The organism is Epibacterium sp. HA2-3, assembly GCF_055693725.2.
On the sequence record NZ_CM172490.1, the window covers coordinates 2,546,148 to 2,567,453 of the forward strand.

19 protein-coding genes are annotated in these 21,306 nt (G+C 59.2%); 4 read left to right on the forward strand and 15 right to left on the reverse strand.

What is annotated here, in order from left to right; genetic code table 11:
* Positions 1-55: 55 nt before the first annotated feature.
* Both ACZ1HH_RS11910 and clpS read right to left on the reverse strand, forming a co-directional pair.
* Positions 56-1,042: a class I SAM-dependent methyltransferase gene (locus ACZ1HH_RS11910; protein ID WP_472636725.1), complete on the reverse strand. Its 987-nt coding sequence runs from the start codon at positions 1,040-1,042 to the stop codon at positions 56-58.
* 39 nt (positions 1,043-1,081) lie between these two features.
* A complete protein-coding gene (gene clpS / locus ACZ1HH_RS11915; protein ID WP_011539851.1) occupies positions 1,082-1,423 on the reverse strand; it encodes an ATP-dependent Clp protease adapter ClpS in 342 nt (113 codons plus the stop codon).
* 90 nt (positions 1,424-1,513) lie between these two features.
* Here clpS and ACZ1HH_RS11920 point away from each other — a divergent pair, with 90 nt between their 5' ends.
* Together ACZ1HH_RS11920 and ACZ1HH_RS11925 are read left to right on the forward strand one after the other, a co-directional pair.
* Positions 1,514-2,227: an HAD family hydrolase gene (locus ACZ1HH_RS11920; RefSeq protein ID WP_472636726.1), complete on the forward strand. Its 714-nt coding sequence runs from the start codon at positions 1,514-1,516 to the stop codon at positions 2,225-2,227.
* Between the two features lie 316 nt (positions 2,228-2,543).
* Positions 2,544-4,235, forward strand: a complete 1,692-nt coding sequence (locus ACZ1HH_RS11925; protein ID WP_044027271.1) for a D-alanyl-D-alanine carboxypeptidase family protein — start codon at positions 2,544-2,546, stop codon at positions 4,233-4,235.
* Positions 4,236-4,434: 199 nt separating this feature from the next.
* Here ACZ1HH_RS11925 and ccoS read toward each other — a convergent pair whose 3' ends face one another.
* From ccoS to ccoN, 9 genes are all read right to left on the reverse strand, one after another.
* Entirely contained in the window at positions 4,435-4,593 is a 159-nt protein-coding gene (ccoS, locus tag ACZ1HH_RS11930; RefSeq protein WP_005629952.1) for a cbb3-type cytochrome oxidase assembly protein CcoS, read from the reverse strand.
* Between the two features lie 18 nt (positions 4,594-4,611).
* Complete coding sequence (locus ACZ1HH_RS11935) at positions 4,612-6,795, reverse strand: heavy metal translocating P-type ATPase (RefSeq protein ID WP_472636727.1); 2,184 nt, start codon at positions 6,793-6,795, stop codon at positions 4,612-4,614.
* 78 nt (positions 6,796-6,873) lie between these two features.
* Positions 6,874-7,350, reverse strand: coding sequence for a FixH family protein (locus ACZ1HH_RS11940; RefSeq protein ID WP_011539855.1), 477 nt, complete (start codon positions 7,348-7,350; stop codon positions 6,874-6,876).
* 3 nt (positions 7,351-7,353) lie between these two features.
* Positions 7,354-8,784: a cytochrome c oxidase accessory protein CcoG gene (ccoG, locus tag ACZ1HH_RS11945; RefSeq protein WP_472636728.1), complete on the reverse strand. Its 1,431-nt coding sequence runs from the start codon at positions 8,782-8,784 to the stop codon at positions 7,354-7,356.
* 147 nt (positions 8,785-8,931) lie between these two features.
* The gene (locus ACZ1HH_RS11950) at positions 8,932-9,816 is read right to left on the reverse strand and encodes a LysR substrate-binding domain-containing protein (RefSeq protein WP_472636729.1); all 885 of its coding nucleotides are present in this window, start codon (positions 9,814-9,816) and stop codon (positions 8,932-8,934) included.
* A 676-nt stretch (positions 9,817-10,492) separates the two neighbouring features.
* On the reverse strand, positions 10,493-11,377 hold the full coding sequence (ccoP, locus tag ACZ1HH_RS11955; protein ID WP_472636730.1) for a cytochrome-c oxidase, cbb3-type subunit III: 885 nt from the start codon (positions 11,375-11,377) through the stop codon (positions 10,493-10,495).
* On the reverse strand, positions 11,374-11,571 hold the full coding sequence (locus ACZ1HH_RS11960) for a CcoQ/FixQ family Cbb3-type cytochrome c oxidase assembly chaperone (RefSeq protein ID WP_011539859.1): 198 nt from the start codon (positions 11,569-11,571) through the stop codon (positions 11,374-11,376). The genes ccoP and ACZ1HH_RS11960 overlap by 4 nt, the downstream gene beginning before the upstream one ends.
* A 14-nt stretch (positions 11,572-11,585) precedes the next feature.
* Positions 11,586-12,314 carry a cytochrome-c oxidase, cbb3-type subunit II gene (ccoO, locus tag ACZ1HH_RS11965; RefSeq protein ID WP_011539860.1) on the reverse strand — a complete coding sequence of 243 codons (729 nt, stop codon included), beginning with the start codon at positions 12,312-12,314 and terminating at the stop codon, positions 11,586-11,588.
* 14 nt (positions 12,315-12,328) lie between these two features.
* Positions 12,329-13,933 carry a cytochrome-c oxidase, cbb3-type subunit I gene (gene ccoN / locus ACZ1HH_RS11970; RefSeq protein WP_011539861.1) on the reverse strand — a complete coding sequence of 535 codons (1,605 nt, stop codon included), beginning with the start codon at positions 13,931-13,933 and terminating at the stop codon, positions 12,329-12,331.
* A 223-nt stretch (positions 13,934-14,156) separates the two neighbouring features.
* Here ccoN and ACZ1HH_RS11975 point away from each other — a divergent pair, with 223 nt between their 5' ends.
* A complete protein-coding gene (locus tag ACZ1HH_RS11975) occupies positions 14,157-14,996 on the forward strand; it encodes a universal stress protein (protein ID WP_011539862.1) in 840 nt (279 codons plus the stop codon).
* A 213-nt stretch (positions 14,997-15,209) separates the two neighbouring features.
* On the opposite strand, the gene fnrL is transcribed toward ACZ1HH_RS11975, so the two are convergent.
* Positions 15,210-15,950, reverse strand: coding sequence for a transcriptional regulator FnrL (gene fnrL / locus ACZ1HH_RS11980; RefSeq protein ID WP_011539863.1), 741 nt, complete (start codon positions 15,948-15,950; stop codon positions 15,210-15,212).
* Between the two features lie 60 nt (positions 15,951-16,010).
* Between fnrL and hemN the strand changes: the two genes are divergently transcribed.
* Complete coding sequence (gene hemN / locus ACZ1HH_RS11985; RefSeq protein WP_416369111.1) at positions 16,011-17,366, forward strand: oxygen-independent coproporphyrinogen III oxidase; 1,356 nt, start codon at positions 16,011-16,013, stop codon at positions 17,364-17,366.
* A gap of 90 nt (positions 17,367-17,456) precedes the next feature.
* Here hemN and ACZ1HH_RS11990 read toward each other — a convergent pair whose 3' ends face one another.
* Genes ACZ1HH_RS11990 through ACZ1HH_RS12000 form a run of 3 tightly spaced genes read right to left on the reverse strand, consistent with a single transcriptional unit; the run spans position 17,457 to position 21,304 of the window.
* Entirely contained in the window at positions 17,457-19,049 is a 1,593-nt protein-coding gene (locus ACZ1HH_RS11990; RefSeq protein WP_472636731.1) for an ABC transporter ATP-binding protein, read from the reverse strand.
* A 55-nt stretch (positions 19,050-19,104) separates the two neighbouring features.
* Entirely contained in the window at positions 19,105-20,211 is a 1,107-nt protein-coding gene (locus tag ACZ1HH_RS11995) for an ABC transporter permease (RefSeq protein WP_011539866.1), read from the reverse strand.
* A 4-nt stretch (positions 20,212-20,215) separates the two neighbouring features.
* Positions 20,216-21,304 carry a microcin C ABC transporter permease YejB gene (locus ACZ1HH_RS12000; RefSeq protein WP_011539867.1) on the reverse strand — a complete coding sequence of 363 codons (1,089 nt, stop codon included), beginning with the start codon at positions 21,302-21,304 and terminating at the stop codon, positions 20,216-20,218.
* Between the last annotated feature and the right edge of the window lie 2 nt (positions 21,305-21,306).

Here is a 21,306-nt window from a genome sequence, read left to right on the forward strand (position 1 = left end):
TTCAGATTTGAACAGGTTTTGAACCCTGCCCGTCGTCTTGACCTTGGGTTACGCACTAACCTTTGCGGCGCGGGCGAACACCATGCAGGATCTTGAAGCGATTGTCGCCTGCCACCTCCTCAAAGGACACGAAACACTCGCCAAGAAGGGCCTCATAAGGCAGATGCCGATTGGCCACCATCCAGAGCTGGCCTGCCGGTTTCAGCAGACGGGCCGCATTTGCAATGAAGGCTTGGCCCAACGAGGGTTCAGCCGCGCGGCCGCTATGAAACGGAGGGTTCATGACAACCGCATCCAGACTGCCCTTTTGGCCCCAGCTGCGCGCATCGGCCCAGTGAAACTCAGCATGCGCATCGGTGACATTGGTTTGCGCACAGGTCAGCGCGACATGGTCGGCCTCAACCAGATGCAAGGTCTCCAAGTTGCTGCGCCGCAGGATTTCAGCCGAGAGATAGCCCCAGCCCGCACCAAGATCGGCCACCTCTTTGCCGAGCTTTTTGGGCAGTGCCCGCGCCAACAAAGCAGAGGCTGGGTCGATGGCATCCGCAGAGAACACGCCCGGCGCGGTTACAAATCCGCCGTCTACTTCACTCGGTCCTAGCACCCAATCAGAGAGGTCGATCCCGCCCTCAATGCAAAACGCCTTGCCATGCGCCTTGGAAATCGCAGGACTGGGACGGGTGCGCTTCTTCAGCTCTTTCAGCAGCGAGTCGATGCCGTCAGTCTTGGCACCATCTACCAAAACCGGCCCCTGCGTGGCCGCGACAGCCTGCGCCACGAGTTGGCGAGCCAAGGGCTTTGCGCGCGGAATGAACACCACTGCGGCATCATAGGTCGCATCTTCCGCAACCTCCGCCACAGAGGTCAGACCACGCCCCGCCCAATAGTCATATTCGGGCTTCAGCGGTTGGATGATCTCCAGCCGCGCATCTGGCAAATCAGAGAGATCATGCCCCTCGCGCGGATGAAAAACAGCGATTCGCCCCTCATCGGGAACGCGAAAATCGCCTGATTGAACCACGAGGCTCAGGCGTTGAGACATGTGAAGAGACCTTTCCCAGACCAGACGCGCAGACGCGGGTCAGTCGTCTTTTTCCATGGTGCACTGCAAAGGATGCTGATGGCGACGGGCATAATCCATCACCTGCGCAACCTTGGTTTCGGCAACCTCATGGCTGAAGACACCCACTACCGCGAGACCTTTCTTGTGAACAGTCAGCATGATTTCAAAGGCTTGCGCGTGATTGAGACCAAAGAACCGCTCCAGAACGATGACCACGAACTCCATCGGTGTGTAGTCGTCGTTCAACAGCAGCACCTTGTAGCGCGGCGGCCGCTGCGTACGCGGGCGCGTCTTGGTCAACAGACCAAGATCGCTCTCGTCATCCGGATTGTCCGACATCATTAAGGGCTGCATTAGCATAGGATCAACAGTTTCCAGTGGTGCATCTGATTTCGTCACCGGCTTATATAGCGGAAGACCCCACAAGGAAAAGAGATTGAGGCCGGGATAATGTCTAGAACGCTCACGACCATCGGTTTTGACGCAGATGATACGCTTTGGCACAACGAACGCTTCTTTCGTGTCACTCAGGATCGCTTTGCCGAACTCCTTATGGATCACACACCCGAAGACATGGGGCCGGAAGCGCTGGATCGCAAGCTGCTGGACGCAGAGAAACGCAATCTTGGCGCCTATGGCTACGGAGTCAAAGGCTTCACGCTCTCGATGATTGAAACCGCGATAGAGGTGACTGAGGGGCGCGTTCCGGCGGCGGTCATCAAAGAACTGCTGGAGGCTGGCCAGATGATGCTCTCCTTTCCGATCGAATTGCTACCCCACGCGCAGACCGCAGTTGAAACCCTCGCCAAAGACCACCGAGTCATCCTGATTACCAAGGGCGATCTGCTCGATCAGGAGCGCAAGCTCGCCCAATCTGGGCTGGGCGAGTTGTTCGACGCGGTCGAGGTGGTCTCAGAGAAGACGCCGCAGGTCTATATCGATATTTTTGAGCGTCACGGTGACGGCGCCGCGCGAGCCTTGATGGCCGGAAACTCCATGCGTTCCGATGTGGTTCCGGTTGTGCGGGCTGGCGGCCACGGGGTCTATGTCCCACATGGCGCAATTTGGGAAGTCGAGGCCGCAGAGCCCCCCACAGAAAGCCCGCGCTATCACGAAATCCCCGACCTCGGCGCGCTCCCTGAGTTGGTTGAACGACTCGCCTAAAGGGGGGATTCCGAGGGTTATGTTAACCCTTCATTCATAACTGTGACTTTAGCGCTTCATTTGATCGCTAAATATCGGCGTGATCCCGCTTTTTGCACCACAAGACGAAGAGAATTTTCCGCAGAGTTTCCACAAAAGGATCGCCTTATTTAGCGAGGGCACGCGCAGCAACCACTACATATCGATTCTCAAGATATTCCAACGCTTTTCGTCCACGTCATGTTCCGTAACGACCGGTTTATTCGAATGATCAGCTGTGGTAGCTTTTGCTGACAAGACAAAACGCCAGTTGGAAAACCAGCGGCACGAGGCAGACATGGCAGTATTTTCAGAGGTCGACGACGGTCGCCCCTCCTCCTTGTGGGTGAGGTTTGGCCGTGGACAACGTCGCGGCACAGTACAAACATTTCGCAACAAGTTCAGGGCGTTGTGCAGGCGCAGTGCGCAGGCGCTGACCCTCGCACTTGGCGTGGCGTCCATTGCGCCGGAGCGCGCAACCGCTGCCCCCTACGCGGCGATGGTCATGGATGCGCGTACCGGCGAAGTGCTGCATTCGCGCAATGCGGATACTCGGCTGCACCCCGCCTCGCTGACCAAGATGATGACCCTATACATCGCCTTTGAGGCGGTGCGGAACGGGGAAATCACCCTCGACACCCAGATCACGGTTTCGCGCAATGCCGAGGCAGAACCTCCTTCTGAGTTGGGCCTGCGCCGCGGGCAAAAAATCGCACTACGGTATCTGATCCGGGCCGCAGCGGTAAAATCCGCCAATGATGCGGCCACGGCCATTGGTGAGGCGATCTCCGGGTCTGAGGCGGCCTTTGCGCGGCGAATGAATCGCACCGCCAAGGCACTGGGAATGACCCGCACGACCTTCAAGAACGCGCATGGGCTGACTGCCAATGGTCACATGTCGACGGCACGCGACATGACAATCCTCGGACGTCATATGCTTTATGACTACCCTGAGTATTATAATCTCTTTTCGCGCACCTCGACCAACGCGGGCACCAAGGTTGTCTACAACACCAACCGCCGCTTTCTCGCGGCCTACCGCGGTGCGGATGGCATCAAGACCGGCTATACGCGCGCAGCCGGGTTCAACCTCGTCTCCTCTGCAAAACGGGGCGATGAGCGCATCATTGCAACCGTATTTGGCGGGAAATCCACCGCGGCACGCAACGCCAAGATCGCAGAACTCCTGGACCTCGGCTTCCGGCGCGCTCCGGCCTATGCCAAACTGCAAAAGCCCCCTATGCCGCCCTACCTCGGCAACAGCGGTGTGCGCCTGGCAGAGGATGACACGCATGGCATGGCCGGAAAGACGATCCGCGTCAGCGGGGTGATTTCAGAGACCCTGCGCCCACGGCCCCGTCCGCTGCCAGAGCCTGCCCCGGAAACGCTACTTGCAGAGGCTGAAACAGAGGTCGAGACCGGTACTGTTGCCGCACCTGAAGAGGTGCAGCTCGCCGCGCTGGATAGCGATGCCCTGAAATCCGGCATCAACGACGCTCTTTTGGAAGTCACCGAAGTCTCCGATGTCTCGGCAATCCAACCTCAGGCGCGGCCCGAGGCTCTTCAGGCAGAGGTGGAAGGTGAGCAAGCCCTGCAGGCGGAAATTCGAACAGCGGTCGCGCGCGCCGTTGAGGCCCCGACGCAACCGCGCTACACCGGGCCACGTCCACAGGCGCGCCCAGCAAAATTCAACACCGAAGTTGCTTCGCTCGAGGAACCAGTCGTGGTGACACGCCTGTCGACCTCTGGCGGCCGCTACTGGGGGATCAATGTCGGACGCTACACCAACCGTTTTCAGGCCGAAAAAGTCTTGTTGCGCACGGCTTTGGCCGAAATGGAGACGCTCGAAGGCTCTCTGCGCAAGGTGGTGCAGAGTCCGCGCGGATTTGACGCCAATTTCCTTGGGATGACCAAGGAAAGCGCCGAGCTCGCATGCAAGCGCCTCAACTCTCGCAATGTCACCTGCGAGACACTTGGCCCCTCCTCCTAAGCCCTGACGTGCAAGTCAAAAGCCCCGTACCAAAGCCATTGGTGCGGGGCTTTTTCCATTCTTCTAACCAGAAATATCCCGGGGGTGAATTGCCCGGGACGGGCAAGAGGGGGCAGCGCCCCCTGCCAGTGGGCCTTGTAAAACCTGACGACCAATCTGGTATCTGACCGGTTTGAGCCCCCTCAATGAGGTCGCGCCATCAAGGTTTGGGGTGATCATCCCACTCGTCACTCAGGATACGGCGCGCATCCCCTTCCGGGTCGTCATATTGCTCCGAGCGCACCGTATAGATGAACCCAATCAACCCTGCCCCGCCGAGGATAAGGGAAATTGGGATCAGATAAGACAAAACAGTCATGACGGCACTCCCGGCTTTCTAACGCAGACGCAAGGCGTTGAGTGAAACAGTTATGGATGACGTGGACATCGCCAGCGCCGCGATCAAGGGGGTGGCCAGGCCCGCGATCGCAAGGGGCACCGCAATCACATTATAGAGTGTTGCGATCTGGAAGTTTTCCCGGATGCGTCTGGTCGCACGCTCTGCCACGCCGCAGGCTTCAGCGATGGGCGCTAGATCTTTGCCGAGCAAAACAATGTCTGAGGCAACCCGTGCTGCATCAAGTGCCGAAGCCGGAGAGATCGACACATGCGCACCTGCTAATGCAGCGGTATCATTGAGCCCATCACCCACCATCAGCACCTTGCGCCCTGTCTGGGTCAGCTCCGCAATGCGAGCGGCCTTGTCCTCAGGCAGGGCCTCAGCCACCCAGCTTTGAATGCCCAGGCGCTTCGCCAGATCCTCCACTGCGGCTGTGGTGTCACCAGATATCAGCAGAACATCCTTGCCCGCCCCCTGTAGCGCGCGCACGACCTCTTCGGCACCGGCGCGAAGGGCATCTTTGAAACAAATTGCGACAGGCGCCCCCTCTCCGAGATCCAGCCAGGTCGCAGTTTGCTCTTGCGTCCCTCGAGCACCGACCCATGCTGCACGCCCAAGCCGAACCGGCTGGCCGTTCAGACGCGCCTCGGTGCCATAGCCGGGCACTTCGCGCAGATCTTCAAGCACAGCTGGCTCCGCCCCTGCATCTCTCGCTGCCCGCGACAGCGCAATGGCCAGCGGGTGACTTGAGCCAGACGCCAAGGCAAGCGCAACAGAGCGTTCTTTGGGGCTGAGTGTATCGAGGTTGACAACTTCCGGCGCGCCCTCCGTCAAGGTTCCGGTCTTATCAAAAACTACCGTATCAACCTCGGCCAGCCGTTCAAGCGCGGTGGCGTGTTTGACAAGAAGCCCGGCCCGGAACAGCCGCCCCGATGCCGCAGTGGTCACTGCAGGAACCGCAAGACCAAGCGCACATGGGCAGGTGATAATCAGAACAGCTGCGGCGATATTGAGGGCCGTGCGCAGATCGTAGGTATAAAGATACCACCCAACAAACGCAAGAGCCGAGAGGATATGTACCCCCGGCGCATAGAGCTTTGCAGCGCTATCTGCCAGAGAGGTGTAGCGCGACCGGCCCGACTCGGCGATCGCAACCAGATCCGCCATGCGGTGCAGCGACGCCTCTGCGCCAACAGCTGTGGCGCGGATCGTCAGCGGCCCCGTGAGGTTCACTTCCCCTGCAGACACAAGGCCCCCGGGCTCTGCCAGCACCGGAAGGGTTTCCCCGGTGAGCAAAGAACGATCAAGTTCCGAGCGCCCCTCGGTGATCTCTCCGTCTACGGGCATGCGCCCCCCAGGTCGGACGCGGATCAAATCCCCGATGGTCAGATCGGCGACCGAGACCTCGACCTCTTGTCCCTGTTCGTCCAGTCGCCAGGCACGCGGCACCTCAAGCGCTGCAAGCTCTTCGGCGGCAGAGCGGGCCGCCGCGCGTGTCCGATGATCGAGATAGCGCCCCGCCAGCAAGAAGAACGTGAGCGTCAGGGCGGCATCAAAATAGGCATGCTCCCCGGACAGTGTCGTCTCCCAAAGGGAGGTCAGCAGCGCCAACAGCAGCGCAAGAACAATCGGCACATCCATATTGAGCCGCCGCGCCCGCAACGCCTGCCATGCGTTCTTGAAGAAGGGCTGCCCAGAATAGACGATGGCCGGGAATGTGATCGCCGCCGAAATCCAGTGAAACATGTCACGGGTGGCATCGGAAGCCCCGGACCAGACCGAGATCGACAGCAGCATCACGTTCATGGACGCAAACCCCGCCACTGCCAGACGCAACAACAGTTCACGCCCCGCCCGATCCGTCTCCGTAGCGGCCAGGGCTGCCAGATCCAACTCATGCGCCTCGTAACCAAGCGACTCGCAGATCGGGACCAAGTCGGCGGCGCGCATTTCTGGTTCGGCCTCCACCAAGGCGCGCTTCAACGTGAGGTTTACCCGCGCAGACCGTACACCCGGCACTTGCGACAGACCGCGCTCAACGGCGGAAATACAGGCCTGACAATGGATTGTTGGCAACGAGATCGCGAGACGCGCCTCGGTCGGGGCCTGCGCAATAGCTTCTGTCGGAGCGGCGGCGCAGCCCGGACAAACCGCCGTTTGGTGGTGCATCTGGGCAGTCATCGTCTAGCCTCAGGCCTCTGCACAAAACGGGCAGTCGCCCCCCCGCAGGCGCCGAAAAAGAAGACATCTCGCATGATCTCAGTCCTTTACGTGCAGGATCACCCGCTGCGTGAACTCGGTGCCATCCTCGGCGCGCGCGATCATCCGGATGTTCCAGTTCCCCGGGGCCAGCTCTGCGGGGGCCACATAGGCCGACCCGTCAAAGCGGAACTGCGGCTTTTGATCGTCCCTGACATGCGTGGCGCGTCCCAGCGTCGCAGTGAGCGAGGCGACCTCAACCGGCTGGCCGTCACGATCGCTGATCTCGAGCTTCACCTCGTTCCCTATCGCCGAGGCGTAGACCGACCAGCCCAGCGCTTCTTGCGCGGCGCGGCGCGTATCAAATTGCTGGCTCGCAACATAGGAGTTCTTGACCTCGACACCCGGAAACGTGCTCACCGCGCTGTAGGCCATGTAGAGGTTCACCGAAATGATGATCCCAAAGGCCCCCACACAGACTGCAAGCATATGTTTGCCGGTGAACTGGCGGGGTGCTTTTGTGGTTTCGCTATGCATGGATCAGTTCCCCCGTCCGTTGAATGTCGTGTCACGATAGGCGCGCTCGCCTGAGGTCAAATCTTCGACCCAGAGTCTCAGGCCAGTGTTTTCCGCCTCTGCCGGCGCGCTGTCCCGTGGTGCAGAGACATAGACCCGCTGCAATTCGGCGCTGTCTGCGGGCACCTCGACCTTGGTTCCTTTTTCGCCCTCAAGCGTGACAGAGAGCGTAGGATCACCAACAATCGACATCTCGAAGATCCGAGCCTCCCCGTTCTTGTTCGAGAGGCGCACGTCGTAGGTGTTGCGGATAGTGCCATCCGAGAGCGTCACATAAGTCGGGTTGCGCACGGGTGCGACGGTCATGTTGATGTCTGCTCGAATGAAGAGCGCAAAGACAAGCGCCAGACCAACACCTCCCCAGAGGGTTGTGTACATGATCGTACGTGGGCGCAAAATGTGCTTCCAGACCGGGCGCGGCGGCTTGCCTGCACGTTCCTGTGTCTCGTCAGAGAGCGCCATGTAGTCGATCAGCCCGCGTGGTTTGCCCACTTTGGCCATGATGTCGTCGCAAGCGTCGATACAAAGCGCGCAGGTGATGCACTCCATCTGCTGCCCGTCCCGAATGTCGATTCCCATCGGGCAGACGTTCACACAGGCCATGCAGTCGATACAGTCGCCCAACTGCTCCGCCTCAACGGATTTGCGGTGTTTGCCGCGCGGCTCACCACGCCAATCGCGATAACCCACCGTCAGCGTATCCTCGTCCATCATAGCCGCCTGAATACGGGGCCATGGGCAGGCATAGATGCAGATCTGTTCGCGCGCAAAACCGCCAAAAAAGAAGGTCGTAAAAGTCAGGATCGCCATCGTCGTGTAGGCCACCGGATGCGCTTGCCCCGTCACCAGATCCTGAAGCAGTGTCGGCGCATCTGCAAAATAGAAGACCCACGCCCCACCAGTCGCAAGACCGATCAACAGCCAGGCGACCCATTTGGTGACCCGCAGGCGAACCTTTTTGAAGTCCCATTTTTTCTGACGGTGCAGGCGCAAGCGCGCATTTCGATCCCCTTCGATCCAGCGCTCCACCAGAATGAAGAGATCGGTCCAGACAGTTTGCGGACAGGCATAACCGCACCAGACCCTCCCCAAGGCCGAGGTAAAGAGAAACAGCCCTAAGCCGGCCATGATCAAAAGGCCCGCCACAAAATAGAACTCATGTGGCCAGATCTCGATCCAGAAGAAGTAAAACCGCCGCCCGGCCAGATCGAGGAGGACCGCCTGATCCGGCAACTCAGGCCCACGATCCCAGCGGATCCATGGCAGCAGGTAGTAGATCCCCAGTGTGACGGCCATGATCACCCATTTGAGGGTGCGAAACTTTCCCGATACGCGACGGGGAAAGATTGGCTCTCGCGCGGCGTAAAGGCTGGGGGTTTGGCTCGAATCGCTCAACTTCTGGCTCCGATCCTGTGACAGGTCTGATTGTGTTCTCTCAGAGGCCAGCGGTCGAGACTTTGACGTGGATCAAAAATCACATCTCGCATGTGCATTTTGCCCATCTGTCGCTGGCGCTGCGAGCGCCGCACAAGAACTGTACGGTCAGATCAAGGGCGTAGAGTCGCGCTCTCGCCGCAGCCAGTTGACGAAATGCCGCGCACCCGGACGCAGCAAGCCCGGGCGGTGCACGATGTGATAGCCACGGCCCTTTTCTTCGCAGAAAAGCTCGATCAGGCGGCCCGCCGCCACATCGAGCGCGACGAATTCACGCACCGACACCGCAACCCCCTGCCCCGCGCGCAGCGCTTCCATCAGCAAGTTGCCCGGCAAAACGACTCGCCCCGCCTTAACGCCATCTTGAACGCCTCGGGAGCGCAGCCAGACCGACGCCTCATTGGTGCCGATTTCCTCAAGCCAGGGCAGGTCCAGCAGGTCCTCCGGCGTTGTGACGGTGCGTTTATCCAAGAGACCCGGCGCAGCCACCACGACCATCGGCGAAGCGAGCAGCATCTCTGCCTCGAGCCCCGGCCATGTGCCTGTTCCATAGCGCAGGGCAATATCGATCCCACCTGGGGTAAGACGCACCACTTCGCCGGTGGGGTCGATCACAAGATCGACATCCGGGTAGGCCTGACGGAATCCCGCCAGCCGTGGCATCAGCCAATGAGTCGCAAACATTGGCGTGCAGGTAACATGCAGAGGCTGCCCTGCCCCGCGTGAGGTCAGGTCCTGCACGGCGCTACGGATCGCGCCAAACCCGAGCGCCAGCGCCTGTGCCAGTTGTTCGCCCTCGCTCGTCAGACGCAGCGCGCGGCCAGAGCGGTCCAGAAGCGGCACCCCCATATGCGTCTCAAGGTGGCGCAATTGCTGACTGATGGCAGCGTGGCTGACGTTCAGCTGCTCGCCTGCCTGTTGCAGGTTGCCGGTCTCCGCAAAGGCCGCAAAAGCCCTCAGGGCTGACAAGGGGGGCATGTCGCGCCAGTTCATATGTAAGCCCTACTTACACGTTGGATTTCTTCCTGACTCGCATATCAGGCGCGCTCGGGCAAGCATGAGCGCAGTTTCCTTCCACCCTGCCCCCATCACGGAGTACAAGCATGTTAGTTGATATTTACGCCCGATCGATGCTGAACGCGACCCGCCACTCGGATCTGCCGGTGCGGCCCCTACCCGCTCCAGCCCGGCGATCGCGCCTGTCCCTCAGTGGCATGCTGCGGTTTTTGAAGATCCGGGTGGGCGCGCGTCAGGCAAACGAAAGAAGAAACCTACCCCACGCCACACACCCTGTGGCGTGCAAGTAATCGCCCAGCGCCTGCGGCCTGTACCACATCCAGACGGCCGGAAGACAAAAGACGCCAGTTCTCCGGGAAACGCGCAAACAAGCAGAGAACTGGCGTCAATTGAGCCCGTCCGTTACCGGAACGGGATCAGGCGAAAAGCAAGGTCTGACACAAAGGCCTTCCCAACCATGACCCTGGATTTCGTCTTGTTCCCACTGTGCCTCCGGCCTTGGTTGGCGGCCTTGATACAGATCAACCCGCTGCGCATTTGTCCCTCAAAGACGTCGCTAGAGCCTGGATTCTAGAGGCTTGGACGCCATTGTCCCCCAAACGAAAAGGGCCGCCCCAGATGGAGCGGCCCAGTCTTTTCAGTGTTATGGCGCTTACTCGCCGCCACCCAATTGGTGGACATAGGCGCTGACTGCGCGGATCTCAGCTTCGCTCAGACGGCTGTCCCAGTTCGGCATGACCCCAAAACGCGAGTTCCAGACTGTCTCGTAGAGAGTGTCGTAGTCGCCCCCATAGAGCCAGATCGCGTCCTTCAGGTTCGGCGCACCTTGGTAGATATCACCCGATGCGTCCGCCCCATGACAGGAGGCGCAGTTTTCTTCGAACACAACCGCGCCCGCAGCCACTTCGCTTGCGTCTTTGGGCGTGTCTGACAGGGACATCACGTAGTTTACGACCTGACTGACCTCTGCTTTTTCGAGCAGCTCATCACGACCAAAGGCGGGCATTGCGGAATAGCGGGCATCGTCGCTTTCCTCGTTGCGAATGCCATAAGAGACCGTGGCGTGAATGTCTTCCATCGTGCCACCCCAGAGCCAGTCATCATCCAAGAGGTTCGGATAGCCTTTGGCTCCCGCAGCACCAGACCCGTGACACTGCGCACACCATGTCTTGAAGACGGCGGCCCCGGCAGAGACGGCGTAGCCTTCAAGCTCGGGATGGCCCGGAATGGCGGCAAGTTCCAGCGCTTCGAGCTGGGCGTTGATGGGCGCGTTGGCCTCATCGACGGCGGCAATCTCGGCCTCGACCTGACCACGCGAAGACCATCCGGTGATCCCGGAGGTGGCCGCGCTGACCATCGGCCATGCAGGATAGGCGATGGTATATCCGATGCCCCAGATGATCGTGGCGTAGAACACCCACAGCCACCAGCGCGGCATCGGGTTGTCGAATTCCATGATCCCGTCCCACTCGTGGCCGGTGGTGTTTGGATCGCCCTCGTGGATCTTTACTGTCTTTTTATTGCCCGTTTCACTCATTGCTGGGCCTCCGGTTGAGCGGCGCGCTCGGACGCCGGCTTGTCCGCGTTGCGGAAGGGGATGTTGGCTGTGTCCTCATAGGTTTTGGTGGAACCCGGGCGGAACGCCCAGATCACAACACCAATGAAGAAGAGGAACAGAAAGAGAAGCATCCAGCTGTCGGCGAACTCTCGCAGCAGCGAATAGGTTTCCATGGCTCAATCCTCCCTTAGCGGCTTGCGTCGGGTGTGAAGGTCGAGAAATCGACCAACGTGCCGAGCATCTGCAGATAGGCGATCAATGCATCCGCCTCGGATACACCGGGCTGACCATCAAAGTTGCGCACATTGACGCTCTCGCCGTAGCGCTCCAGCAGCCCGTCATAATCGCTGTCGGGATCGGCTTGTGCGCGGAAGTCGCGACGAGCTTCTTCGATCATCGCCTCGGTATAGGGGACACCGACAATCGCATTGGTGGCCATCAGTTCTCCGATGTATTTGCCATCAATACGGGTGCGCTCCAGGAAGTCATACTTGGGCATGACCGACTCTGGCACAACCGCCTGCGGGTCACGCAGGTGATCGACGTGCCACTCGTCCGAGTAGCGCCCGCCAACCCGGGCCAGATCCGGCCCGGTGCGCTTGGAGCCCCACTGGTGCGGGTGGTCGTACATCGACTCCGCCGCCAGCGAATAGTGACCGTAGCGTTCAACCTCATCCCGCATCGGACGGATCATCTGGCTGTGACAGACGTAGCATCCTTCGCGGATGTAGATCTCCCGCCCCGCCAGCTCGAGGGGGGTGTAGGGACGCATGCCCTCCACCTCCTCGATGGTGTTCTCTAGATAGAACAGCGGGGTGATCTGTACCAGGCCACCGATGGTAACCACGAGAAAGGAACAGATCAGCAGAAGCGTTGCGTTGGTCTCGAGGATTTTATGTTTGTCGAGAATTGCCATCTCTCCGGCCCTCCTTATTCAGCCGGGACCGCGACGGACAGGCTGGCCTCTTTGGCCGGCGCCCGACGAACGGTCATCCAGAGGTTATAGCACATGACCAGCGACCCGGTGAGGAACAGAACCCCGCCCAAACCACGCATCACATACATCGGAAGCTTCGCAGCAACGGTGTCGGCAAAGGACCACACGAGGAAGCCGTTCGCATCCACTTCACGCCACATCAGGCCTTCCATGATACCGGTCACCCACATGGACGCCGCATAGAGAACGATGCCGATGGTCGCGAGCCAGAAGTGCCAGCTGACCAGGCTCAACGAATAGAGCCGCTCGCGCTTCCACAGAACCGGGGTCAGGTAGTAGAGCGCCCCGAAGGTGATCATACCATTCCAGCCCAGAGCACCAGAGTGCACGTGACCGATGGTCCAGTCGGTGTAGTGGCTCAGCGAGTTCACCGCACGGATCGACATCATCGGACCCTCAAATGTGGACATGCCGTAGAAGCCAACCGAGATCACCAGCATCCGCAGGACCGGATCGGTGCGCAGCTTGTCCCAGGCGCCCGAGAGCGTCATCAGACCGTTGATCATGCCACCCCAGGAGGGCATCCACAGCACAATCGAGAACACCATGCCCAGCGTCGAGGCCCAGTCCGGCAGCGCGGTATAATGCAGGTGGTGTGGGCCGGCCCAGATGTAGATGAAGATCAGCGCCCAAAAGTGGATGATCGACAGTTTATAGCTGTAAACCGGACGATCTGCCTGCTTGGGAATGAAATAATACATCATGCCGAGGAAGCCTGCGGTCAGGAAGAAGCCCACCGCGTTGTGGCCATACCACCACTGCACCATGGCATCCTGTACACCCGGCCAAACAATCACGGATTTGGAACCCCAGATCGAAACAGGAATGGTCAGGTTGTTGACGAGGTGCAGCATCGCGACGGTCACGATGAAGGCGAGGAAAAACCAGTTGGCCACATAGATGTGGCGCTCTTTGCGGCGAATGATGGTACCGAGGAACACCGCCAGATAGGCCACCCAGACAACGGTCAGCCACAGGTCGATGTACCACTCGGGCTCAGCGTATTCCTTGGACTGCGTTCCGCCCAAGAGATAGCCGGTTGCCGCAAGCACGATAAACAGCTGATAGCCCCAGAAGACAAACCACGCGAGGTTGCCGCCCCAGAGTCGTGCCGCCGAGGTGCGCTGCACGATGTAAAAGGAAGTCGCGATCAACGCGTTACCGCCAAACGCAAAAATCACTGCAGATGTGTGCAGCGGACGCAGGCGGCCAAAATTCGCAAACCCTTCGGACCAATCAAAATTCAGAACCGGAAAAGCTAGCTGGAACGCAATGAAGGTCCCCACTAGGAACCCCGCGACACCCCAGAATGCGGTTGCAATGACACCTGCGCGCACCACGCCATCGAGATATTCCCCGGTGACGGGAGCCGGAACCGGCTCGTCGGTCTCGCGCAGTGTCCACAAGAACAGGCCACCTGCGACGAGCATCAAGATCACCGCATGTACCTGATACGCCAGATCCCTGGCGTAGCCGGCGGCGATCATGAAGAAGACCGTCAATACGCCAAGCACTATCAGCTTGAGATAATTAGACATTTCATGCCCCTTTGAATGATTCACCCGAATCGTGTCCCTCGCAGATACACTTCGGGCGTCGTTTCCCCGTCCCTGATGCCAGAGCGCGGTTTTTCAAACATTGATCTGCATCAAGATACGGGCCCGCGAAATGTGTCATGTCGGCATGTGGGACGCGGGGCGTTCACAATGTGAATTCCTACGCCTGCCACCGACCTCATGGGATTTGGGAAGAGGTAAGCTCATGACATACAAAACAATTCTTACCGTGCGATCTGCGCCTGACGGGTCGACGACAGCATTGGATCAAGCCGAGGCTATGGTGCGCCGCGCCAATGGACATCTGGACGTATTGTGCCTCGGCGTGGACCGTACACGCGTCGGCTATTACGATGGCGGAGCCAACGCGATTGCCATCAACACCCTGTTGGATCGTGCCCGCGAGGAAGTTCAGGCGACCGAAGCCCATACGGAACAACATCTCGCTGGCAGCGATGTGCCCCGCGCGATCTCAACCGCGATTGCGCCTTTTGGGGACATCTCTCGCATCACCTCTCACCACGCCCGCTTTAGCGATCTCGTGGTGATGGACCTGCCTTACAGCAAAGGCCAAGGGCCAGAAGTGGAACCCATCGTCGAAGCGGCTCTCTTTGACACCCGCACCCCCGTTCTGGTCATGCCCGAAGGCACGGAGCTCGCCGCTTCGCCCAAGACCGTTCTCGTCGCCTGGGATGAGAGCATCGAAGCGCTGACAGCGGTGCGCAAGGCGCTGCCTTTGCTGCAAGCAGCCGATCTCGTGCGGATCACGATCATCGACCCGCCAAAGCATGGTATCGAGCGCTCTGATCCGGGTGGCATGCTGTGTCAAATGCTGGCGCGTCACGGGGTGGCTTGCGAGATCGATGTGCTGAGCAAAACTCTTCCGCGAATCTCGGACGTGCTGTGTCGTCATGCCACCGACACCGAAGCCGAGCTCATCGTGATGGGCGCTTATGGGCATTCCCGTTTCAGGGAGTCAATCCTCGGCGGCGCGACCCGCAACATGCTTGAGCATGCCAAAGTTCCGGTCTTGATGGCGCATTGATGGTTGCGGCGGCAAAGGAAGGCAAAAGTCAGCTCTATTTGGGCTGACTTTCCTTTTTTGTCGGTCATTCACATCGCGCGCAGGCGACGCCTGAGTTGCGATGAATATCTGCTGCGCAGGCACAACTTTTGCAAGAGCGCCTTTCGATGTCACTATGGGGACTTCGTGAGTGAGCGGATGCGGTCAACGGACATCTACACATCAACGCTGCCTCTAGCCCAGAACGCCACCGTCGCTGTCATCGCCCGCCTCTTCGATCAGGCGATGCATGTCTGGGACCGTCACATGACGCTTGCCTTCCAGCTGGATCACACCCGCCTTTTTCAACGCAGAAATCTGGCGGCTTACGGTTTCGAGCGTCAAGCCGAGATAGTCCGCCATCGCCTCGCGGGTGAGTTTCAAATCAAAGCTGACAGCTCCGTTCGAAGGATCCACCGCCAACGATGCATCGCGACGCGCGATGATCGACAGAAGGCTGGCGATCTTTTCGCGTGCGGTCTTGCGGCCCAAGACCAGCATCCACTCGCGCGCAGCATCAAGCTCGTCGAGCGTCATTTCCAGCAAACGATGGGCGATATGCGGTGTGCGCACCATTAGGTCTTCGAAAGGTTTCTTTCTGAAACAACACATTATCACGTCTGTGGTGGCCACAACGTCATAGGCGGATCCCTCCCGCCCGGGCCGCCCCACAAAATCGCTCGGCAACAGCAGACCGACCATCTGGGTGCGCCCGTCTTCCATGGTTTGGGTCAAGGTCGCGATACCCGAGACAACGGAGCCCACAAAATTCATCTGGTCCCCGGACCACACCACAGTTTGCCCGGCCTCATAGCTGCGATAAAACTTGATCGCATCGAGCGCCTCAAGCTCATCGGCATCGCAACGGGCGCAGACCGCGCGATGGCGGATCGGACAATCCGCACATTCGACGGACTGAAATTGAGCAAGGGACATGTGTGCCTCTGGTTGATCTGTGTCAAAGCCGACGGTGCCAGCTGACCCTACCCTAGTCGCATGACACAGGAATCTCAATTGGCGCGGCTCGGACTTTTCGACGCAAAGGTGCCCAGATATACAAGTTACCCGACTGCGCCACACTTCAACAATGACGTGAGCGCAGCGCGTTTTGCCTCCTGGATCGGGTCTATCAAGCCCGGCGCAGAAATCTCGCTATACGTGCATGTGCCCTTCTGTCGCAGGCTGTGCTGGTTTTGCGCATGCCGCACGCAGGGCACGCAGTCCGAGTCACCTGTGCGCGCCTACATAGAGGTGTTGAAGCAAGAACTTGCGCTTCTTGCGCGTGCCCTACCCGAAGGCGTCCGCCTTGCGCGGCTGCATTGGGGCGGCGGGACGCCCACGCTCCTCAGTGCCGAAATGATCTCTGATCTGGCGGAGGCGATCTTTGCCGTGACGCCGATGGCGAAGGGCGGCGAGTTCTCCGTTGAGATCGACCCAAATGAAATCGACGATGCGCGCCTCGACGCCCTCGCGGCGGCGGGGATGAACCGTGCCTCGATCGGCGTTCAGGATTTTGACCCCCAGATCCAGGAAACCATCGGTCGCATTCAGCCTTTTGATCTGACGCGCGACGCCGTCGACATGATCCGCGCGCGGGGCATCACTAGCCTCAATGCAGATATTCTCTTTGGGCTGCCGCATCAGAACCGGATGCGCATGACCGAAAGCGTGCAAAAACTGCTGTCGCTCTCGCCGGATCGCGTGGCACTCTATGGCTATGCCCATGTGCCATGGATGGCGCGGCGCCAGAATATGATTCCAACCGACAGCCTACCGTCACCTCAAACCCGACTACAGTTGTTTGAGACCGCGCAGCGATTGTTTCAGTGGGATGGCTATCGCGAAATTGGTATCGACCATTTTGCGACGCCCCACGATGGGCTGGCGGTTGCAGCCCGGACGGGGCGACTGCGCCGGAACTTTCAGGGTTACACCGATGATCGGGCAGATGTGCTGATCGGCCTTGGGGCATCCTCTATCTCGCGTTTTCCGCAGGGCTATGCTCAGAATGCTCCATCCACATCGGCCTACACCAAGGCTATTCGTGACGGACAGTTTTCCACCGCGCGCGGCCATGTGTTTTCGGGCGAGGATTTGCTGCGTGGGCGCATGATTGAAGCCCTGATGTGTGATTTCGAGATTGCAACCGACGATATTCGGGCACAGTTCGACATCACGCAAGACGCATTGGAGCGCATGTATCGCGAGGCCTCCGTCGCCTTTCCGGATATGCTCGACGTCACCCCATCGGGGCTGCGGGTAAGACCCGAAGGCAAGCCCCTGACGCGAATGGTGGCGCGCCACTTTGATGCCTATGACCTGAGCAAGGCCGGACATAGCTCGGCGATCTAGACATTCGGCGGTGGTGCAGCCCCATTCGTGGCAAGATGCGAGGGCTCTGCCCTCGCGCTCCCGGGATATTTTCTGTTAGAAGAAGCGGCGCTAGGCACCCGTCACGGCAGAGAGCAGATGCCGTGTGTATTCTTCTTTGGGATTGGCAAATACCTCCTCGGCGGGGCCTTGCTCGATCACGTCTCCGGCTTTCATCACCAGGATGTCATGCGACATGGCGCGCACCACATTGAGGTCATGGCTGATGAAGAGATAGGCAAGCCCGTAGCGGGCCTGAAGATCGCGCAGCAGGTTCACGATCTGCACCTGGACCGTCATATCAAGGGCCGAGGTCGGCTCGTCCAGAACCACCAGCTTGGGGCGCAGAACCATTGCACGGGCGATGGCAATGCGCTGACGCTGCCCACCTGAGAATTCATGTGGATAGCGGTCCATGGTGGCAGGGTCGAGACCCACCTCCTGCATTACATCAGCAACAAGATCACGCGGCTTACGATGTTGGTCAACCTCATGAATTGCCAGACCTTCGGCAATGATCTGTTGGCATGTCATACGCGGAGACAGCGAGCCAAACGGATCCTGAAACACGATCTGCATGTCCTTGCGCAACCGGCGCAGGTCCCGTGTGGACCATTGGCGCAGGTCCTGATCCTGAAAGCGTACCTCGCCTTCGGAGGCGATAAGGCGCATGATCGCAAGTGCCATCGTGGTTTTGCCCGAGCCGGATTCGCCTACAATTCCCAAAGTTTCCCCGGCGCGCACCGAGAGCGACATGGGATTGACCGCCTTGACATGGCCAACCGTGCGCTTCAGTAGCCCCCGCTGGATGGGAAACCAGACCTTGAGATCCTTGGCACTGACCAATTCGGTTGCCCCTTCCGGGATCGGCGCGGGTCGACCGGAGGGTTCTGCCGCCAGGAGTTTCTGGGTGTAGGGGTGCTGTGGGTTTGCAAACAGCTCAGCCGTTGGACCTTCCTCGACAATTTCACCGGATTTCATCACGCAGACCCGATCCGCAATACGGCGCACAATCGAGAGGTCATGGGTGATGAACAAAAGCCCCATCCCCTCGCTCTGTTTCAGATCCGCAAGGAGATCGAGGATCTGCGCCTGAATGGTCACATCGAGCGCCGTTGTGGGCTCGTCTGCGATCAGAACATCGGGTTTGTTGGCGAGTGCCATCGCGATCATTACACGCTGACGTTGACCGCCAGAAAGCTGGTGCGGATAAGCGCCCAGTCGGGTTTCCGCGTCCCGGATACCAACCTTATTCAACAGGTCCAGCACACGCGCGCGGGCGTCCTCTCCCATCACTCCCTGATGTAGCGCAAGCGCCTCGCCCAACTGTTTTTCGATCGTATGCAGCGGGTTCAGAGAGGTCATCGGCTCCTGGAAAATGAAGGAGATGTCATTGCCGCGCACCCGTCGCAGGGTACGTTCATCGGCGCCGATCATTTCCTGTCCGTCATAGTTCACCGAGCCGGAGACCTCGGCGCTATCACCAAGGAGCTGCACCGTCGAAAGCGCCGAGACCGATTTGCCGGAGCCCGACTCGCCCACCAAAGCCACCGTCTCGCCACGAGACAGGGCAAAGGACACCCCTTTGACGGCCTCAACCCGCTGACCGTCCTGACGAAAGGCGACCCGAAGGTCCTTGACCTGCAGAATTGGCGCTTGTGTCATTGGCCCTGCCCTTCCCGATGCGAAACCAAGTGCTCCGTTCCCTTGTCTCGACGCGTCATGAAAAGGTCTTTCTCGGGTCAAACGCGTCCCGCACGCCTTCAAAAATGAAGACCAGAAGCGAGAGCATGATTGCAAAGGTGAAGAAGGCGGTAAAGGCAAGCCAGGGCGCTTGCAGGTTCTGTTTGGCCTGCAAGGTCATCTCCCCCAAGGAGGGCGCCGACGACGGCAGCCCAAAACCAAGGAAGTCGAGGCTTGCCAATGTGCCGATGGTCCCTGTCACGATGAAGGGCAGCATGGTGAGCGTCGCCACCATCGCATTGGGCAACATGTGGCGGAACATTATCGTTACATTGCCGACCCCCAGCGCCTTGGCCGCGCGGACATACTCGAGGTTGCGGGCGCGCAGGAACTCCGCACGCACCACCCCCACAAGAGCGGTCCAACTGAACAGGATCATCAGGAAGACAAGGAGCCAGAAACTTCGTCCGAGGATCGCAAACATGATGATGATGACATAGAGCGACGGTGTCGCTGACCAGATCTCGATGACACGTTGGAAGATCAGATCAACCCATCCGCCAAAGAACCCCTGCACCGCGCCCGCAACAATCCCGATCAGGCTCGCCGCAAGGGTGACGATCAGGGTGAAAAGGATGGAGAGTCTGAAACCATAGATAACGCGGGCAAGCACATCGCGCTTGGTGTCATCGGTCCCGAGCCAGTTCTGCCCGTTTGGCGGCAGCGGGGCTGCGCCCGCGCGATCAACCGGCGTGTCAAACCGGTAAGGGATCGGCGGCCAGAGCGACCAGCCTTCGACAAAATCCTCGGCTGCATATGTGCCTGAATCAATCGCAGCCATGATCCCTTCGGGATCGTCAAAACAATCGAGACTGCCTCCAGAGGCAATCAAACATTTCACTTCGGGATCGCGGTAGACGGCTTCGGTCTGGAAATCACCGCCAAAGGTGGTCTCGGGATAGAAGTTCCAAACGGGCGTGTAATAGTCGCCGCGATAATTCACGAGGATCGGTTTGTCGTTCGCGAGAACATCCGCAAACAGCGACAGGCCAAACAGCACCAAAAAGATCCTGAGCGACCACAGGGCGCGACGGTTGCGTTTGAAGTTGTTCCACCGCCGCTGATTGAGAGGAGACAGAGCCATCAGATCATCCCTCCCGCTTTTCAAAGTCGATGCGTGGATCAACCAGCACATACATGATGTCTGACAAGATCCCAACCACCAGGCCCATCAGGCCAAAGATGAAAAGTGTCCCAAATACAATCGGGTAGTCACGCGCGACCGCAGCCTCAAACCCGAGCCGCCCGAGACCGTCGAGCGAGAAGATCGTCTCGATGATCAGGCTGCCGGTGAAAAAGATCGAGATGAACACCCCCGGAAAACCAGCAATCACGATCAGCATCGCATTGCGAAACACATGCCCGTAGAGCACCCGGTTTTCCGTCAACCCTTTGGCACGGGCAGTCATCACATACTGTTTCTTGATCTCGTCCAAAAAAGAGTTCTTGGTCAGCAAGGTGAGCGTCGCAAAGGCCGAAATGGTCGAGGCCACAACCGGCAAGGTGATGTGCCAGAAATAGTCGCCGATCTTGCCCAGAAGGCTCAGTTCTTCCCAATTCTCGGATGTCAGGCCTCGCAGAGGGAAAATCTGCCAGTATGACCCCCCGGCCAGAAGCACAAGAAGGAGGATCGCAAACAAGAAGCCCGGGATTGCATAGGCCGCGATGATCACGCCACTGGTCCAACTGTCAAAGCTGCTGCCATCGCGCAGCGCCTTTTTCACACCAAGCGGGATCGAGATCAGGTAGGCGATGAGGGTGGACCACAGTCCCAGCGAGATCGACACTGGCATCTTTTCGAGCACCAGATCAATCACGCCGATATTGCGAAAATAGCTCTCGCCGAAATCAAGCCGGACGTAGTTCCACATCATGTTGAGGAACCGCTCGAGGGGAGGTTTGTCAAAGCCGAACTCGCGCTCCAGTTCCTCGATGAATTCAGGCGGCAGCCCCCGCGCCCCGGCGTATTGGCTTTCGGCCTGACCAACGGTCTCTGCTCCGGCATCATTCGCCGCCCCAGCAAAGCCGCCAAAGACATCGCCACCGCCCTCAAGGCGGGCAATCATCTGCTCCACCGGTCCACCGGGGACAAACTGCACGAGCGCGAAATTCACTACCATGATCCCGATCAGTGTCGGGATCACCAGCAGAAGACGCCGGAGAATATAGTTTAACATCG

What these genes read in the sequence shown, in the direction of transcription:
- ACZ1HH_RS11910 (WP_472636725.1), bottom strand. Translation starts at nt 1,042, where the DNA reads ATGTCTCAACGCCTGAGCCTCGTGGTTCAATCAGGCGATTTTCGCGTT.
- clpS (WP_011539851.1), bottom strand. Translation starts at nt 1,423, where the DNA reads ATGCTAATGCAGCCCTTAATGATGTCGGACAATCCGGATGACGAGAGC.
- ACZ1HH_RS11920 (WP_472636726.1), top strand. Translation starts at nt 1,514, where the DNA reads ATGTCTAGAACGCTCACGACCATCGGTTTTGACGCAGATGATACGCTT.
- ACZ1HH_RS11925 (WP_044027271.1), top strand. Translation starts at nt 2,544, where the DNA reads ATGGCAGTATTTTCAGAGGTCGACGACGGTCGCCCCTCCTCCTTGTGG.
- ccoS (WP_005629952.1), bottom strand. Translation starts at nt 4,593, where the DNA reads ATGACTGTTTTGTCTTATCTGATCCCAATTTCCCTTATCCTCGGCGGG.
- ACZ1HH_RS11935 (WP_472636727.1), bottom strand. Translation starts at nt 6,795, where the DNA reads ATGACTGCCCAGATGCACCACCAAACGGCGGTTTGTCCGGGCTGCGCC.
- ACZ1HH_RS11940 (WP_011539855.1), bottom strand. Translation starts at nt 7,350, where the DNA reads ATGCATAGCGAAACCACAAAAGCACCCCGCCAGTTCACCGGCAAACAT.
- ACZ1HH_RS11950 (WP_472636729.1), bottom strand. Translation starts at nt 9,816, where the DNA reads ATGAACTGGCGCGACATGCCCCCCTTGTCAGCCCTGAGGGCTTTTGCG.
- ccoP (WP_472636730.1), bottom strand. Translation starts at nt 11,377, where the DNA reads ATGAGTGAAACGGGCAATAAAAAGACAGTAAAGATCCACGAGGGCGAT.
- ACZ1HH_RS11960 (WP_011539859.1), bottom strand. Translation starts at nt 11,571, where the DNA reads ATGGAAACCTATTCGCTGCTGCGAGAGTTCGCCGACAGCTGGATGCTT.
- ccoO (WP_011539860.1), bottom strand. Translation starts at nt 12,314, where the DNA reads ATGGCAATTCTCGACAAACATAAAATCCTCGAGACCAACGCAACGCTT.
- ccoN (WP_011539861.1), bottom strand. Translation starts at nt 13,933, where the DNA reads ATGTCTAATTATCTCAAGCTGATAGTGCTTGGCGTATTGACGGTCTTC.
- ACZ1HH_RS11975 (WP_011539862.1), top strand. Translation starts at nt 14,157, where the DNA reads ATGACATACAAAACAATTCTTACCGTGCGATCTGCGCCTGACGGGTCG.
- fnrL (WP_011539863.1), bottom strand. Translation starts at nt 15,950, where the DNA reads ATGTCCCTTGCTCAATTTCAGTCCGTCGAATGTGCGGATTGTCCGATC.
- hemN (WP_416369111.1), top strand. Translation starts at nt 16,011, where the DNA reads ATGACACAGGAATCTCAATTGGCGCGGCTCGGACTTTTCGACGCAAAG.
- ACZ1HH_RS11990 (WP_472636731.1), bottom strand. Translation starts at nt 19,049, where the DNA reads ATGACACAAGCGCCAATTCTGCAGGTCAAGGACCTTCGGGTCGCCTTT.
- ACZ1HH_RS11995 (WP_011539866.1), bottom strand. Translation starts at nt 20,211, where the DNA reads ATGGCTCTGTCTCCTCTCAATCAGCGGCGGTGGAACAACTTCAAACGC.
- ACZ1HH_RS12000 (WP_011539867.1), bottom strand. Translation starts at nt 21,304, where the DNA reads ATGTTAAACTATATTCTCCGGCGTCTTCTGCTGGTGATCCCGACACTG.